Genomic DNA, 13,594 nt, shown 5'->3' with positions numbered 1-13,594 from the left:
GCGAAGCGCGGTAGCGCACTAATACTCCCGCGTGCTTGGCGACACCCCGGTCGCGCATGCGGAACACGAGCACGTCGCCGGGCGCGGCCTCATTCACATCGTCAAGCCTGACGAGATGCCGGCAGGCGGCGGCGACTAAGGTCTCCGAGCCCGTGGCGTTGCCCCAATCCCGCGTATAGGCGGGCATCGCTTCGGGCTCCGGTCCGTAAATCTCGCGCCACACGCCGCGAATGAGTCCGAGGCAGTCGCAGCCCACGCCCTTCACGCTCGCCTGATGGTGATAGGGCGTGCCGAGCCAGCCGCGCGCCGCCGCAACGATGGTTTCGCGCTCGATCATGCAACAGTCATCGACACGATTGTCTGAAGCCGTTCGTGCTATAGAGACGGCTCCTTGCGGAGAACAGCCGCCATGGCAAAGACATGTCATCCGGAGAACACGGCGCCCATCGGCCGCCGCAAATTCATGGAGACTGCGAGCCTTGTCGTCGCCGCAATAGTCTCAGCACGTGCGGCCAAAGCCGAGACCGTCGCCCAGCCCGTCCTCTCGGCCGAGACGCCCGCAACGCCCTTGGTGAACCCTGGGAAGCCCATGACCTCCGACCTCACAGCTGCCCAAGTCAGAGAAGCTCTGCAACTCGAGCCGAACCAGACCTGCGGCTTCGTGCGGAATACTTATAAGAGCAAGCTGGACATCGCGCCAGGCGGTCTGCCCGCGCCGTTCGCGCAAGGTAGGCCCCTCGGCACGGCGCTCTTTTTCATGATGCGCCGGAAGCGCCGGTGAAGCTTCACCGCATCATGAACGACCAGCTCTACCACTATTATCTGGGCGACCCGATCGAGCTGCGCTTGATGTACGAAAGCGGCGCGACCGAGCGCATGGTCGTCGGCCCCGATATCCTGAGCGGCCAACGCGTGCAGTTCTTCATCCCCGGCGGCACGTTCCATACCGCGCGCATCGCGGGAGAGCGCCGCTGGTTCCTGGGCGGCTCGACTGAGTGGCCCGGCGTGGATCCGGCGCGCGACGTCGAACTCGGCGATCCGGAGAAGCTCGCCGCGGAGTATCCGGAAGCTGCCGAAGATATTCGCACCTTCCCCAAGCCGAGTTAGCCGCGACGATTGTGCCGATTGAAGCGCGGAACGGGCAGGCATAGCTTTCCGCCATGAAGCCCCACACGCTGCTCTACCTGATCCTGTTTATCGGGTTCTTCCCCGCGCTCTGGGGAGGATCGGCCTATCTCGACCGCATCTGGCCGACCACGACCGAGCTCTTGAAGGAGCGCGGCGAAGAAATCAGGGAAGAAGACATTCCGGATTAAGCTCGCGCCCTAGCGCAGCTTCTTGCCGTCGTTCTTGTCCCGGCGGCTGGCCACCCGCAGCATAAAGTCGTTCCCAGGCACATGCGGGAAGCCGCGGAAGTTCCGCGTGTTGGCGAATTTCAGCCGGCAGGTCGAGAACTGCTTGTCGCAGCCTGCCGTGATCCTGAAGCTGTCGTCTTCCGCGATGGCTTCCGCCGGGCGCTGCCACAGCTCGATCGTGACCCCGCTCGACGATTTCGCATGCAGCTTTACTTCGGCCGGGCGCCCTTCGTTGGTGCCCGTGAGCCATGTGACCAGCCCCCGCGTGAACCAGTTATTGGCGTAGCCGTCGAGGCCCGAGGCCGTGAAGCTGCGCGGGCTGGCGCCGAGGCTCGCGACAACACCGTCATTGGACGAGAACGCCGCCTGGTCGAGATCGACCTTGCAGCGCGCATCCCCGAGATCGGCGTCACAGCCATATTGGATGATGCGGCCTTGCGGCTGCTGCAGCTCATGAGCAAGCCCGCGTACCTCGCAGCGGAAATGGTGCGCCCCGCGCGCCACCTCTCCAAGATTGCCATAGCGCATCAGCACGCGCATGTCCGGTTCCGCCCAGTTCACCCGGTAGATCTCGATCAGCGCGTTGTCGAACAGGCCGGCGGCGAGGTCGGCCTCGCTTAAACGGTCGGACTGGATCGCGCCCTCCACGTCGAGCGTATCCACGTTGAGCCCCACGGCGCCGGTGATCTCCGAGCCGGTAAAGCCGCTCGCCGCTTCGAAAACGGTCCCGCTGAAAGTGAGATCGCGGTCGTGGTCCGTGAAGCCGAACGCCACCACGTCATTGCGCGTGATGCGCCAGCACCAGCAAAGCGTCGTGGCGCCCGTGTCCAGGTGATCCTGCAAGCCCGACGACAGCACCCTCACAGCCGCACCTCCACGATGGGAATCTGCGGGATGGAGCCGGCCTCGATTTCGCTCAGATCGATCTCCAGTTGATCGGTGTCGAAACGCACGGGCACGTCGAACTGGAAGCCCGCGGTTACTGGTGCCTCGGCCGGCGGAACATGCTCCGGCAGAAACGTCACCACCCCCGAGATGAGACTCACGAGGAAATTCTCCGAATCTTGCGGCATGCCGTCCACGGCGACGAGAACGCTTCCCGCCACCGGCAACTGAATGGTGCGCGTCCACGGCGCGAACGTGGACCCGTATGTCTTGCGCAGCTGGAACGCGGCGGTTGCGCCGTCCCCCACACCGATGGCCTGGTCGAGCGCCGAAGGGGTTTCCGACGGCGCGCACGATCTGTGGTCGGTCCAGTCTTTCCAGCGAAAACCGTGCAGCCGTCCGCGCCGCTCTTCGAAAAAGGCGATGACGATGTGCAGATCGTCGAGCGTTTTGACGCCGTAGCCCGCATTGTATCGCCGCTTGGAGTCCGCCCAGCGGCTGTTGCGCTCCTCGTGCCCGGAGCCGAGCACCACGATCTCGGTGCGCCGTTCAGGCCCGCCCCGCGCGCCGAGGGAGACGCGGGTGGGAAAGCGCACATCGTGAAATGCCATGGTGTTTTCTCTTTTTCGTCATGGCCGGGCGTGTCTTGAGCCTGCGCCCGGGCCGGCGAAGCCGGACCCGGGTGGCCATCCACGATTTGACCGATCAAAGATTCCGCTGACCGCGCCCGGCCACGCGGGCGAGCATGGCGGCGATCTGGCCTTCCGAGCGCCGGAAGCTCTCGGCGTCCCGGGTCGTCACATTGAACGTCACGTTGACCGGCGCCGCGCCCGCCTCGCTGCGGACCCCGAGCCGGCCGTCTCGCCCGCGGGCAAGCGGCAGGATCGCTTCCGGCCCCGCCTCCCCGGCAAGCCCGCGCCGCGACCCAAGCGGAAAGGTCACGGGCGATGAGATCACCCCGCCGCGGGCAAACGGAACCGGCGCCGCGGGGGCGAGCCCGGCGCCGCCCAGTAGCGCCGTCAAGCTGTCGCCGAACGTCCGGCTGATGGGGGCAAGCGCCGCTTCCAGCGTGTTCTGCGACAGTGAGAAAGCGAGCGAGCGCAGCACCTCCGACAGCGCCTTGCCTTTGAGCGACGCGTCGGTGAAGGCGCGGGTCAGATTGTTGGCGAAACTGTTGCTCAACCGGCTGGCGTCGGCCAGCGCGCTGCGCAACGGTGCGATATCGCCGTCGATGACGACGTAGAGCCCGTCATTGTTGTCGACCATGACTCTCCTTATCCTGTCATCGCCCGGCTCGACCCGCCTGCGGCCCGAAGCATGAAGTCGGATGACTCTGCGACAAGCCTTCGGCGGGCGAAGGGCCGGGCGATCCAGTAACCACCGCCGTCTCGATCACGAGGGTCATCGGCTACTGGATGCCCGCTTTCGCGGGCATGACACCGTCGGTGTCAGGATACGCCCCCATCAGCGCGGCAAGGTCACGGCGCGACAGAGGAGAGGCTACGTCGCCGAACGCGCCTTTCAGCGCGGCGTCGAACTCGCGCGGCGTCATGGCCCAAAACACATGTGGAGCCAGGCGCAGCGCGCCAAGGCCCGCCTTCATCGCGTCGCCCCAAGAAAAAGGATCGCGCTGCCCTACGCCGCCTTCGTCTCCAAAGGGCGGTCCCACTCCCCCTCCCGCGCCGCGGTGAACGTGGCTGCCAGGAGCCGCGCCACGATATCGACGAACCCGGCCGCGCCGCCGTCCACGCGCATGGCCGCGACCGTATGATCGTCGATGTCGTAGCCGGCGCCTCTTAGCCCCGCGCCGATCATCTTGATGGCGTCGTTGGCGGCGATCCGTCCGGCTTCGAAACGCACGGCGACCGCCAGCATGTCGTCTTCGCCGAAGGCGTGCTCCAGCTCGGCCAGCGCGCCGAGCGTGAGACACAGGCGATAGCTCTTGCCGTCCAGCGTGGCTTCGATCTCGCCGCGATGCCGATTGACCATATGAGACTCCCTTAAGCTGCATGCGTGAAGGTGAGCGCGCCGGCGGACTCCAGGCTCAGCTCGAAGCTCACCTCGCCGTCGTGCTGCCCGCCATATTCGAGCGCGGCGATTTGGAACGCGCCCTCGACCGTGCCGAAATCCGGCACGATCACCTGCCAGTCGCGCACCGTGCCGGCGAAGAAGTACTGGCGCAGCGTCTCGTCGGACGAGGCGTCCTTGAAGATGCCGCTGCCGCTCACGCGCGCCGTTTTGATGCCGGCGCCTTCCAACAGTTCGCGCCAGCGTCCGGCGGACTCCTGATCGGTCACGTCGACTGAGGCCGCATTGAAGGCGAGCGTCCGCGCTCGAAGCCCCGCCACCGTGGCGAAGCTGCCCGCGCCGTCCGTGTCCACTTTCAGCAAGAGATCCTTGCCCTTTTGCGCCGTCATGTTCGCTCCTCGCGTTGAGACAAACAAAAAGGGCGGCCGAAGCCGCCCACGTAATGCTTTGTCATTGCCCCGCTCGATCGGCCGTCCCGCCGCTATGCCAGCCGCGCCTCGACCTGCTTGCGCAAGGTGACGCGGTCGCGCGTCGAGACGCCGATCAGCTCGGCCACGCGCCACACCAAGTTCGACTCGAACTCGTCCACCTGGCCGTCGGCCAGCACCACCTCCCACAGCATCTCGACGACGCGCTTGCGGCCGTCCTGGTCGAGCTCGCGGCACAGCACGGATGTGAAGCGGTAGAGATCGACCGCGTCGCGTTCCCGTTCCGCGGATTCCTCGAAGAGCTGGCGCACCTCGTCCGGCTCGAGATCGAAGCGCGTCTGGAGCAGCGCCTTGACCTTGCGCTCCTCTTCCGTCTCGAAACGCCCGTCGATCCCGCCGGCCGTGATCAGAAGCGCGCCGGCGCCTGCCGCAGCTCCTCCTCGCGCAGATTTTTGGCGCGCGACGAATCCTGATCGACGCCCTCGACGAGATTTTTGAGCTTATTCCACAGCGACATCGGGCCTCCCTCTCGGCGCTAAAGGTCTTATCCGAGCAACGAGGTCCTACAAAACGATGATGGCCGGGACAAGCCCGGCCACGCTCAGTGACGCTCTGAAATAGAAAACTCTTAGGCCGCGGCGGCGTGCGCCGGCTCGGTCACGGCGCGATAGCGCACGATGCCGTGCATGGTCTCGCCGTCGGGATCGATGCGCGCCTCGGTGAACTCGTGGCGCAGATTGACGAGAAAGTGATCCTCGAGCTCCAGCGGCTGATTATGCAGCAGTGTGCGCAACGCCTGAATGATCTCATGCACCTGGGCGGCGCTGTCGGCGCGCGACCACACATGGAGCGTCAGGCTGTGCTCGTTGCCGTCCTCGGTGCCCGTGCTCCAATCGAGATTCACGGTCTGGCCGAGCGTGATGTAGGGAAACTCAGCGGCCGGAGGCGGGTTCGAGTAGATGTGCTCGCCGCCGAGAAGCGCGGTCAGCTCCGACGAGCCGGCCAGCGCCTGGTAGATGCTGCGTTGGAGAGCCCAACTTGCGGCGGTCATGTCACATCTCCTAACAGTCGTTAACGAACATGTAGGTGTCGAACGTCCGGATGCAAAGCCCTGCCCGGTCACAATTTTCGACCGCGCTTCACACCCTGTCGAAAGAGGCCCGTAGAGACTTTCTGAGACCTTGCTTAATGCGCGGTAAACGCGCGCGAAACGCCGGCCAAAGCCAGGGGGCCGCGGGGTGTCGCACGGTGCCGTGTTCAAGGAAACGCCCGGCCCGATGCGCGGTTCCGACCGCGACGGAAAGCCTGTCGCCACGGCTTTCGTCGATCACCGTCACCGTCTCCCCGAGACGCCCCGGCGCCGCGCGCGCCGCTTCCGCCGCGATGGCGTCCGCCTCCTGCCGCAGCGCGTGCGTGACGGCGCGGGCAAGGCCCCGGGCCTGGAAGCGCCGCGCGAGCGCGTCGAGACCTTTGATCGTGACGGTCACAGATCCCGCTCCTCGCACAGGCAGCGCAGCCACTGTCTCCGCGCGCCCTCGTCGATCACAGCGAGAATGTGGAGCACCCGCGCGCCGTGGCGGAAGCGCATGGCCGGCGTCACGCCCGCCCGGTAGCGCAGGGTGACGCCGTGAGTCATGCGCCCCGCAAGACGGCCTGCCTCGACGCCCTCCCCGCCACCGCTAAGCTCGAGCGCCGCCCATACGGTCGCGACGGTCACCCAGTCCTCGGTGAAGCCGCCCGCGCCGTCGCTCACCCGCTGCGCCTCTTCGAGCACCAAACGATGGCGTAAGTCGCCGGGCCCGGTCACAGCCGCACCCGCCGGTAAGGCTGCAGCAGACCGGCGGCGATCGCCGGGATCTCTTGCGGTCCGGCGCCGAGCTCGACCGGTGCACGGCCGTCGAACCAATGGGCCACGAGCAGCAGCAATGCTTGCCGGATCGGCTGCGGCACGTCGGCCGCGTCGCCATAGCCCGCCGTGAAGGCGACTTCGAACCCGTTGAAGGAACGCGTCGCCACAGATGGCAGGGCCGATGTCAGCACGATGCGCGCGGGCACGGACAACACATCCACCGCGTAGCCGTCCGCGTCGAGCACGGTGGTGCCGCCGTCTTCCGCATGCACGCGGACCGCGCTCACCGCCTGCACCGGCGTCAACGGCAGCGTGATGCAGCCGCGCTCCGGCCACGCATCGAGAAAATAGGACCAGCTCTGCGTAAGCAGCGCGAGACCGAGCGTGCGCTCGACGACCAGCCGCGCGGCGGCGATGAGCGAGGAGATAAGCGCATCCTCGTCCGACCCGTCCACGCGAAGATGCGCCTTGGCCTCGGCCAGGCTGATCGGCTCGGCGGCCGGCGCCGCCGTCATCACAAGCGCCATGACGATGTTCCTCGAAGATCTGCGCTCAAGGTGGCCAGAGGCCGGTAGCGCAAAGATACAAGCGCTCAAGCAGCGAAGCGGTAGCGCAAAGATACAAGCGCTCAAGTAGCGCAAAGCGCGGTAGCGCATGAATAAAGTGGCGGCCGCGTTCCGCGAGGGAGGGGCGCGAACAGCGGCCGCCGGCCCGGCCGGCCAGGCTTTGAGCAAACTTCTCCCCTCGTCATGCTCGGACCTTGCGCTCAAGTAGCGCGAAGCGCGGTAGCGCAACAAAATGATCCCGAGCATCCACTAGGGACTCTGCACCTTGTCGCACCGCTTCAATGGACCCCCGGGACAAGCCCGGGGGTGACGGACGAAAGGGGACAACCCCTAAGACGTGCCGAACTTCAGCAGCTTGATCGCGTCGAAATCCTGCACGCCGCCGCCGACCCGCTTGGTCGTGTAGAACAGGACGTAGGGCTTGGCGGAATAAGGATCGCGCAGCACGCGGATGCCGGCGCGGTCGACCACCAGATAGCCGCGGCCGAAATCGCCGAACGCCACCGCGAAACTGTCCGAGGCGATGTCCGGCATGTCCTCGCTCTCGGCGATCGGATAGTTCATCAGCGTCGGCGAAAGGTCCGCGCGCTCCGGCGGCTGCCACAGATAGTTGCCGTCCGCGTCCTTGAACTTGCGGATCGTGGCCTGCGTCGCCCGATTCATCACCCAATGCGCGTTGGCGCGATACTCGGCCTTCAGCGCATAGATGAAGTCGATCAGATCGTCGGAAGGGTTCGAGCCGTCGAACGCCCCGTCCGTGCCCGTGGCCACATAGCCGAGATTGCCCCAGCTCCACGAGCCGTTGGCGACCTTGGTGTAGTCGAGGAAACCCTTCGGCTTGTTGTTGCCGTCGCCGGCGACGAACGCCGCGCCCTCCTGGCTCGCGAACGCCAGCTGGATCTCCTCGGCCAGCCATTCGTCGATATTCACCGCGGAGTCGTCGAGCAGGGTCTGCGTCGCCGACGGCATGGCGTAGATCTCCATGGTCGGGAAGGTCAGCTCGGCGAGCGTCGGCGAGTTGGTCTCGTTGCGCGTCGCCGTCTCCGCCACCCAGCCCGTGGCCGGCCCCGTGATGGAGAACGGCTTCTTGTAGACGGACGCGCTCACCGTGCGGTTGCCGGCGATGGCGCGGATCGGCGAGATCTCCTTCACGCCGCGGATCACCGCGGCCTCCGTCTCCGGCGGCACCAGATACCCGCCGTCCGGATCGGAGCTCACCGACAGCGCCTTCTGCTCGATGGCGAGCAGCCCATTCGTCTCGCCGCGCCGCATATAGGTCTCGAACGCGGCCTTGTGTTGCAGCAGCGCGCCGGAGACACGCGTCGCGGACAGGCCAAGCTGCGGCCGCGCGCCTTTCAAGGTGAGCTGATCGAACGCCGCCTTGTGCTCGTCGAGCGCTCGGTTGATGCGGTCGAGCTTCTCGGTGGTCACCACGTCGGCGGAGACGTTCCGCTCGATCTGCGCAATGCGCTGGTCGTTCTCTTCCTTGAAGGCCTCGAACGAGCGCATGAACTCGTCGAAGGCGAGCGCCACGTCCTCGCCCGCGCCGCTCGCGGCCTTGCCGGCGAAGCTGCGGCTTTTCGTTTCGATGTCGTCCAGCGGCGCGCCGTGCGCTCCGAAAGCGTCCGTCTCATGCATCGCATGCACCTCTTGGTGTTCGCTCATGTCAGTCCTCTTCTTCTTGGGGGGCATAGTTGTTTGCGTCACCCCGGCGCCTGCCTGCGCGAACCGAAGCTTCGCTTCGGCGAAGGCAGGAAAGCCGGAGTCCACGTGTGAATCGGTTTCTGGATTCCGGCTTTCGCCGGAATGACGCTGAGCGCGGTAGGCGGCCGCGCATAGGCGCAGCCGCTCGCATCTTGATCGGGGACAGCCTTCTGCCCTAGCTCGGCGTATACCTACCCTCGTCCAACGCTCGCAACATACCGCGCGCGTCAGCCGCCTGGGGAAACTCGCCTTGATCGATGATCTTCTTCAGCGCTGCCCGCGCCGCATCGGGCGACACTGCTAAAGTTGCTGTCGCCGCATTTATCCGTACTTGCGCGCTGGAATGATCCAGCAGAGATAGGAGAGCATTCCTTTGATCACCTTCGCGCAACTTTAGTTCGTTTTCGATGGCGTTAACCTGCCGATAAAGGCGGTTGAATTTGGCGTTGTCGTCCTCGTCGATGGCGTCGTCCTGGCTAAGCCCGAGCATGGTGAATCGCTCGACCAGGCCCTCTACTGTAAGGCTATTAAGGTTCAACGTCGTCACTACGCAGCACCTCAAATTCAATAAGCGCGTCGATCCCGACCCGTCTGCGCTCGTTCCAACTCTTACCTCGCAGGTAGTCGCGCGGAGTCAGGCTTCCTAAGCGGCTATGCCGAAGGTTACCCCTACTGCGCCGTGAACCCGCCGTCGATGGTCAGCACCGCGCCGACCACGAAGCGCGCCTCGTCGGAAGCGAGATAGAGCGTCGCCGCGGCGATCTCCTCAGGCCGGCCCAGGCGCTTGATCGGCAGCCAGCCGCACGCCTCCTTCCGGCTCACGTGATGATCGTCGATCCAGCGCAGGAACATGTCGTCGGGAATGTCGAAGGCGCAGGACGCGATGGCGTTGATCGAGATGTTCTCGGCCGCCACCTGGAGCGCGGCGGACTTGGTCAGCCCGATGATGCCGCCCTTGGTCGCGGCGTAGAGGCCGTTGTCGGGCACGCCGGTCATGGAGCTGGTGACGGAGGCCTGGTTGACGATCGCCCCGCCGCCCCCTTTCCGCATCTGCGCGACCTCGTGCTTCATACAGTAATAGGTGCCCTTCAGATTGGTATCGACCACCGTGGCGAAATCCTCCGACGGCAGGTCCAGCGTCGGGCCCGAGATCTCCGTGCCCGCGTTGTTGATGGCCACGTCGAGCCGGCCGAAGCGCTTCACCGTCGCCGCCACGAAACTCTCCACGTCCGGCTCTTTCGAAATGTCGGCGTGCTGGTAGAAGCCGTCCGCTTTTAGTGCCTTCACCTGCTCACACGTCTCTTCCCCGCCCGCATCGTTGAGGTCGCACAGCGCGAGCTTCGCGCCGCGATCCGCGAAAGCATTCGCCAGCACGCGGCCGAAGCCCTGCGCGGCGCCCGTGATCAAAACGACCTTGTCCTTGAAATCGAGCATTGTGCGCTACGGCCTCCTGCTTCAGTGACTAGGTCGGCTCAGAAATTCCTTCATCAAGAGCCCAGAGCGCCATCCCCGCATCTCCTCTTTGAGGAAACACGCCCGACTCTGCGATGGCTTCCAGGAGCGCCCGCGCATCCTTTGGCGAAACAGCGAGGGTCGCGTTCGCGGCATTGAGACGGACCTGATCGTTCTCGTGATCGTATAGCGACAGGAGCGCTTGTCGCTGATCGCCGGGACGCCCTTTGAGCTCTGCCTCCACGCTCTCTAATCTCTGAAATAATCGGTTGAACCCGCTGGTGTCAGCGTCCAGAAGCGCATCGTCTTGAGCAACCGAAATACTGGCAAACTCGGCCACTAGCTCTTCGGCCGTCATGTCTGAAACACGGGGTGATCGCTTCATCGCTTAAGCACCTCAAACTTCATAAGTGCTTCTATACCAAGTTTCCGCCTCTCCTCCCACGTCCGACCTCGTAGGTACTCTCGCGGTTTACGGCCGCCGAAGCGAGGATTTCGTGTGTTGAACCAACCGGTGATCTCCTCGTGTCTTACGATCGGTATGCGAACGAGATTGTCGGAGGCGTCGATGGCTGATCGCGGAAACCCGTCCTGGTAGGCCGAGCCCTGCTCGACGATGTGATGAACCTGCGTCCCCGGTATTGTTTTGAAGACGTCTTCGTGCAGCTCTTCGAGCGTCTTAGTTGGGTTGATGTGGGTCTGGAGAACCTCTCGATATTCCCTTAGAACCCAGTCACCCACATCCAGCACGTCTAGGATCACCTCGATAGATCGAAAAACCTCGTCCTCTTGGATGAGCTGATCGACAAGCTTTGTCAGATTTCTCAGAGCGCGATTTCTTTCCTTCTCCGTTCTCGGTCGTCTCCGCGGGATACGCGGAAAGTCCCGCCGTTGGTTTCGCGGTTTGTTGGCTGCCAGGCGGACGCGTTCCGACGGACTGTCGTCAACATCGAGCAGCGTGCCCGGGCCGCTGGGAAGACGCCCTCCCGTGCCGCCACCGCCGTCGGTCCACTGCCCGCCTTCGGGATTGCCGGCCGGCACGCGCGGCTGGTTCGGGTCGTATCTCTTGACCGCGTCCCGCAGCGCCTGGAGCTTGGTCTCCACGACATACGCATGGAGCAGCCAGCCCGTGCGCCGAGCGCGCGCGAGGCCGCGCGGCCCGCGTCGAGTGAACGCATCTCTTGCTCTTATGACTTGGCGGGCGCGGCTAGCGGGCGCGCATCGCTTGGGCGCCGCGGCGGAAGCTGCGCGCCAGATGTGAGAGATCGCCCACCGAACCTGGCGCGGCGCGCCGCTTCACCGTCGAGACCCGCGCCTCGGGCAGCATCGGGAAGGTCACCACCGAGATCTCCCACAGATCGATCTTGTCGAGACGGCGGACGCCCGACGCGCGGTCCGTGCGCCCCTGCACCGTGCGGAAGCCGATCGAGAGCCCATCCAGCGCGCCGGCCCGCATCAGACTCAAGACTTCCCGCGCCCGCGTCACCTCGGGCATGAGGCGCCCGCGCGCGTGCAGGCCCCGCGCGTCTTCATTGAGCTCGAGCCACACGCCGATGGGTTCGTTGGGGTCGTGTTGAAACAACAGCTTGACGCCGCGCGCCCCGCGCGTCGCCAGGCTCTCCCGGAACGCGCCGGGCATCACCAGGTCATGGCCGAGATCGACCTCGTTGAACAGGCTGGCATAGCCGGAGAACGTGCCGTCGGCTTCCACGGATTTGAGATCGACGGGCGCGAATTTGACCTCGCGCTCCGGCGCCAATTCGCCAAAGCGTTGCAGCATCTTGTTGTCTTTCGTTTTTTTGCGCGGCGCGAACGCCGTGATCAGACGCCCTTCAGCGCCACCCCCGCGGTCATCAGCGCCCAGCCCAGCATGGCGACCCAGAAGGCGACCGCCAAAGTTGGGATCTCCGCGCCGATGATGCCGAGCACGCCGAGCAGATAGAGCGCGAACGCGATGATCGCGCAGAGCGTCGAGAGATAGAAAATGTTCTTGGTCGGTGGTGTGAGCCGCAATGCCATGATGAACCCCCCTTCGGTGAAGAACCTGCGCGAGGATAACATGGCGGCGGCTGCGGTCCCACCCGCGGGCGAGTTCAAGGCGGCGGTGCGGGCCCCATCACGTCGCCGCCGTCGACGGCGCCATAGCCGACCGCCGCGCGCTTCTCGTTGACGGTCAGGAAATCGGCGGCCTGCACCCGCGCCCACAACGCCTCGCGCTCGGTGCTCAAGGCCTCCACCGCGTCGAGATCTGGCTTGAGCTGCAGTGCCGGCGCCTCGACCGGCCCGCCGGCAAACGCAGGGCCAAGCCACGCCGACAGCGCCTTGGCCGTGCGGTTCACCAGCGGCAGCACGGTCTGCCGCCAGAACGAGCGGTTGGCCTCCGCGTAGTTCGCATAGGTATTGTCGCCGGGAATGCCGAGCAGCATCGGCGGCACGCCCAAGGCCAAAGCCACCTCCCGCGCGGCCACGTGCTTGGCGGCGATGAAGTCCATGTCCTTGGGTGAGAAAGACATGCTCTTCCAGTCGAGCCCGCCTTCCAAGAGCAGCGGTCGCCCCGCGTTCTTCGCGCCCTGGAAGCTATCCTCGAACTCGGACTTCAGCCGCTCGTATTGTTCCGGCGCCAGCTGACCCGTCCTTGGCGGTATACACGAGCGCGCCCGACGGACACGCCGAGTTGTCGAGCAGCGCCTTGTTCCAGCCCCGGAAGCATTATGCAGATCGATGCCGACCGCGGCCGGCTCGAGCGGGCTCAACCCGTAATGGTCGTTCAGCGGATGGAACAGCGCCATATGCAGGATGGGGCGTATCCCGCCCTCCTGCTCGAAGCGCACGGTCTGCCCGGCCACCGCATACTCGTAAGCCTCCGGCCAGCCGTCGGCCCCCGGCACCACCTTCATGCGGTCGGGTCGCAACGCATGCAGCTCGCGCACGCGGCCCTCGACCGCGACCGCCTCCAGATAAGCGTTGCCCGCCACCATCAGATGCCCGTACCAGGCCTCCAGCAGGTCCGGCCCGCACTGCATTTGGTTCGGCCGCGCGAGCAGCTGAAGCAGCGGATGCGCGTCGATGTCGTGTTGGCCGTCGTGAAGATAGAACGGCACGGAGGCGGCGGCCTCGGCGATCATGCGCACCGCGCGATAGACGATGGCCGTTCTTGGCGAAGCTTCCCGCGCAAGACTGGAAAAGTCGCGCGGCGTCCACACGGGATGCCCGCCCGCGGCGAGCGCGATGAATTTCGCCGTCTTGCTCGCCTTCGCTTCGAGTCCAAGGAAGCGACTCACAGTCTCGTGCAGTGTCACAGCAGCACCTCACCACAAAACACACCTC

The 13,594-nt window shown here is 65.3% G+C and carries 23 protein-coding genes; 3 read left to right on the top strand and 20 right to left on the bottom strand.

The genetic code is table 11. From position 1 onward, the window contains the following. Positions 1-337 (bottom strand): C40 family peptidase (locus AUC71_RS10830; protein ID WP_069624275.1); only part of this gene is annotated, 337 nt, incomplete at its 3' end. A 72-nt stretch (positions 338-409) separates the two neighbouring features. Here AUC71_RS10830 and AUC71_RS21235 point away from each other — a divergent pair. The 3 genes from AUC71_RS21235 to AUC71_RS19535 are packed head-to-tail and all read left to right on the top strand — an operon-like array spanning position 410 to position 1,316. Continuing rightward, a complete protein-coding gene (locus AUC71_RS21235) occupies positions 410-781 on the top strand; it encodes a hypothetical protein (protein WP_244500911.1) in 372 nt (123 codons plus the stop codon). Next, positions 778-1,107 (top strand): cupin domain-containing protein, encoded by a 330-nt coding sequence (locus AUC71_RS21230; RefSeq protein ID WP_244500910.1) that lies wholly within the window; start codon positions 778-780, stop codon positions 1,105-1,107. The genes AUC71_RS21235 and AUC71_RS21230 overlap by 4 nt, the downstream gene beginning before the upstream one ends. 53 nt (positions 1,108-1,160) lie before the next feature. After that, positions 1,161-1,316 (top strand): hypothetical protein, encoded by a 156-nt coding sequence (locus AUC71_RS19535; RefSeq protein WP_158007800.1) that lies wholly within the window; start codon positions 1,161-1,163, stop codon positions 1,314-1,316. A 9-nt stretch (positions 1,317-1,325) separates the two neighbouring features. On the opposite strand, the gene AUC71_RS10820 is transcribed toward AUC71_RS19535, so the two are convergent. From AUC71_RS10820 to AUC71_RS10730, 19 genes are all read right to left on the bottom strand, one after another. After that, on the bottom strand, positions 1,326-2,219 hold the full coding sequence (locus tag AUC71_RS10820; protein ID WP_069624274.1) for a DUF2163 domain-containing protein: 894 nt from the start codon (positions 2,217-2,219) through the stop codon (positions 1,326-1,328). Continuing rightward, the gene (locus AUC71_RS10815; RefSeq protein ID WP_069624273.1) at positions 2,216-2,851 is read right to left on the bottom strand and encodes a DUF2460 domain-containing protein; all 636 of its coding nucleotides are present in this window, start codon (positions 2,849-2,851) and stop codon (positions 2,216-2,218) included. Before AUC71_RS10815 ends, AUC71_RS10820 begins: the two co-directional genes overlap by 4 nt. A gap of 94 nt (positions 2,852-2,945) precedes the next feature. Continuing rightward, the gene (locus AUC71_RS10810; protein ID WP_069624272.1) at positions 2,946-3,506 is read right to left on the bottom strand and encodes a phage tail tape measure protein; all 561 of its coding nucleotides are present in this window, start codon (positions 3,504-3,506) and stop codon (positions 2,946-2,948) included. A 142-nt stretch (positions 3,507-3,648) separates the two neighbouring features. Then, the gene (locus AUC71_RS18745) at positions 3,649-3,909 is read right to left on the bottom strand and encodes a rcc01693 family protein (RefSeq protein WP_280139308.1); all 261 of its coding nucleotides are present in this window, start codon (positions 3,907-3,909) and stop codon (positions 3,649-3,651) included. Next, complete coding sequence (locus tag AUC71_RS18740; RefSeq protein WP_069624270.1) at positions 3,876-4,229, bottom strand: gene transfer agent family protein; 354 nt, start codon at positions 4,227-4,229, stop codon at positions 3,876-3,878. Before AUC71_RS18740 ends, AUC71_RS18745 begins: the two co-directional genes overlap by 34 nt. An 11-nt stretch (positions 4,230-4,240) precedes the next feature. Beyond that, positions 4,241-4,657: a phage major tail protein, TP901-1 family gene (locus AUC71_RS10795; RefSeq protein WP_069624269.1), complete on the bottom strand. Its 417-nt coding sequence runs from the start codon at positions 4,655-4,657 to the stop codon at positions 4,241-4,243. A 92-nt stretch (positions 4,658-4,749) separates the two neighbouring features. Then, on the bottom strand, positions 4,750-5,088 hold the full coding sequence (locus tag AUC71_RS10790) for a tellurite resistance TerB family protein (protein ID WP_244500912.1): 339 nt from the start codon (positions 5,086-5,088) through the stop codon (positions 4,750-4,752). 236 nt (positions 5,089-5,324) lie between these two features. After that, entirely contained in the window at positions 5,325-5,747 is a 423-nt protein-coding gene (locus AUC71_RS10785) for a DUF3168 domain-containing protein (protein ID WP_069624268.1), read from the bottom strand. A gap of 88 nt (positions 5,748-5,835) precedes the next feature. Continuing rightward, complete coding sequence (locus AUC71_RS10780; RefSeq protein ID WP_069624267.1) at positions 5,836-6,183, bottom strand: HK97-gp10 family putative phage morphogenesis protein; 348 nt, start codon at positions 6,181-6,183, stop codon at positions 5,836-5,838. Beyond that, positions 6,180-6,503, bottom strand: a complete 324-nt coding sequence (locus AUC71_RS10775; protein ID WP_069624266.1) for a phage head closure protein — start codon at positions 6,501-6,503, stop codon at positions 6,180-6,182. The genes AUC71_RS10780 and AUC71_RS10775 overlap by 4 nt, the downstream gene beginning before the upstream one ends. Beyond that, a complete protein-coding gene (locus tag AUC71_RS10770) occupies positions 6,500-7,072 on the bottom strand; it encodes a head-tail connector protein (protein ID WP_069624279.1) in 573 nt (190 codons plus the stop codon). Before AUC71_RS10770 ends, AUC71_RS10775 begins: the two co-directional genes overlap by 4 nt. 369 nt (positions 7,073-7,441) lie before the next feature. Then, a complete protein-coding gene (locus tag AUC71_RS10765; RefSeq protein WP_244500909.1) occupies positions 7,442-8,776 on the bottom strand; it encodes a phage major capsid protein in 1,335 nt (444 codons plus the stop codon). Between the two features lie 214 nt (positions 8,777-8,990). Next, positions 8,991-9,362 (bottom strand): DUF2019 domain-containing protein, encoded by a 372-nt coding sequence (locus AUC71_RS10760; RefSeq protein WP_244500908.1) that lies wholly within the window; start codon positions 9,360-9,362, stop codon positions 8,991-8,993. A 122-nt stretch (positions 9,363-9,484) separates the two neighbouring features. Continuing rightward, positions 9,485-10,249 carry an SDR family NAD(P)-dependent oxidoreductase gene (locus tag AUC71_RS10755; RefSeq protein WP_069624265.1) on the bottom strand — a complete coding sequence of 255 codons (765 nt, stop codon included), beginning with the start codon at positions 10,247-10,249 and terminating at the stop codon, positions 9,485-9,487. A 28-nt stretch (positions 10,250-10,277) separates the two neighbouring features. Then, the gene (locus AUC71_RS10750) at positions 10,278-10,607 is read right to left on the bottom strand and encodes a DUF2019 domain-containing protein (RefSeq protein ID WP_342021841.1); all 330 of its coding nucleotides are present in this window, start codon (positions 10,605-10,607) and stop codon (positions 10,278-10,280) included. Between the two features lie 41 nt (positions 10,608-10,648). Next, positions 10,649-11,371: a hypothetical protein gene (locus AUC71_RS10745; protein WP_083238286.1), complete on the bottom strand. Its 723-nt coding sequence runs from the start codon at positions 11,369-11,371 to the stop codon at positions 10,649-10,651. Positions 11,372-11,474: 103 nt separating this feature from the next. Next, complete coding sequence (locus tag AUC71_RS10740) at positions 11,475-12,047, bottom strand: HK97 family phage prohead protease (RefSeq protein ID WP_069624263.1); 573 nt, start codon at positions 12,045-12,047, stop codon at positions 11,475-11,477. Positions 12,048-12,088: 41 nt separating this feature from the next. Beyond that, positions 12,089-12,286, bottom strand: a complete 198-nt coding sequence (locus AUC71_RS10735; RefSeq protein ID WP_141701614.1) for a hypothetical protein — start codon at positions 12,284-12,286, stop codon at positions 12,089-12,091. Between the two features lie 74 nt (positions 12,287-12,360). Beyond that, on the bottom strand, positions 12,361-13,566 hold the full coding sequence (locus AUC71_RS10730) for a phage portal protein (protein WP_141701613.1): 1,206 nt from the start codon (positions 13,564-13,566) through the stop codon (positions 12,361-12,363). Between the last annotated feature and the right edge of the window lie 28 nt (positions 13,567-13,594).

Origin of the sequence: Methyloceanibacter marginalis, from assembly GCF_001723295.1 — a bacterium.
Lineage (GTDB): Bacteria > Pseudomonadota > Alphaproteobacteria > Rhizobiales > Methyloligellaceae > Methyloceanibacter > Methyloceanibacter marginalis.
The sequence above is the reverse complement of the archived record's forward strand: the minus strand, read 5'-3'. Positions and strand labels throughout refer to the sequence as shown.

Excerpts from the sequence above, each read along its gene's own strand:
- AUC71_RS21235 (WP_244500911.1), top strand. The coding sequence starts at position 410 with ATGGCAAAGACATGTCATCCGGAGAACACGGCGCCCATCGGCCGCCGC.
- AUC71_RS19535 (WP_158007800.1), top strand. The coding sequence starts at position 1,161 with ATGAAGCCCCACACGCTGCTCTACCTGATCCTGTTTATCGGGTTCTTC.
- AUC71_RS10815 (WP_069624273.1), bottom strand. The coding sequence starts at position 2,851 with ATGGCATTTCACGATGTGCGCTTTCCCACCCGCGTCTCCCTCGGCGCG.
- AUC71_RS10810 (WP_069624272.1), bottom strand. The coding sequence starts at position 3,506 with ATGGTCGACAACAATGACGGGCTCTACGTCGTCATCGACGGCGATATC.
- AUC71_RS18740 (WP_069624270.1), bottom strand. The coding sequence starts at position 4,229 with ATGGTCAATCGGCATCGCGGCGAGATCGAAGCCACGCTGGACGGCAAG.
- AUC71_RS10795 (WP_069624269.1), bottom strand. The coding sequence starts at position 4,657 with ATGACGGCGCAAAAGGGCAAGGATCTCTTGCTGAAAGTGGACACGGAC.
- AUC71_RS10785 (WP_069624268.1), bottom strand. The coding sequence starts at position 5,747 with ATGACCGCCGCAAGTTGGGCTCTCCAACGCAGCATCTACCAGGCGCTG.
- AUC71_RS10770 (WP_069624279.1), bottom strand. The coding sequence starts at position 7,072 with ATGGCGCTTGTGATGACGGCGGCGCCGGCCGCCGAGCCGATCAGCCTG.
- AUC71_RS10765 (WP_244500909.1), bottom strand. The coding sequence starts at position 8,776 with ATGAGCGAACACCAAGAGGTGCATGCGATGCATGAGACGGACGCTTTC.
- AUC71_RS10755 (WP_069624265.1), bottom strand. The coding sequence starts at position 10,249 with ATGCTCGATTTCAAGGACAAGGTCGTTTTGATCACGGGCGCCGCGCAG.
- AUC71_RS10740 (WP_069624263.1), bottom strand. The coding sequence starts at position 12,047 with ATGCTGCAACGCTTTGGCGAATTGGCGCCGGAGCGCGAGGTCAAATTC.
- AUC71_RS10735 (WP_141701614.1), bottom strand. The coding sequence starts at position 12,286 with ATGGCATTGCGGCTCACACCACCGACCAAGAACATTTTCTATCTCTCG.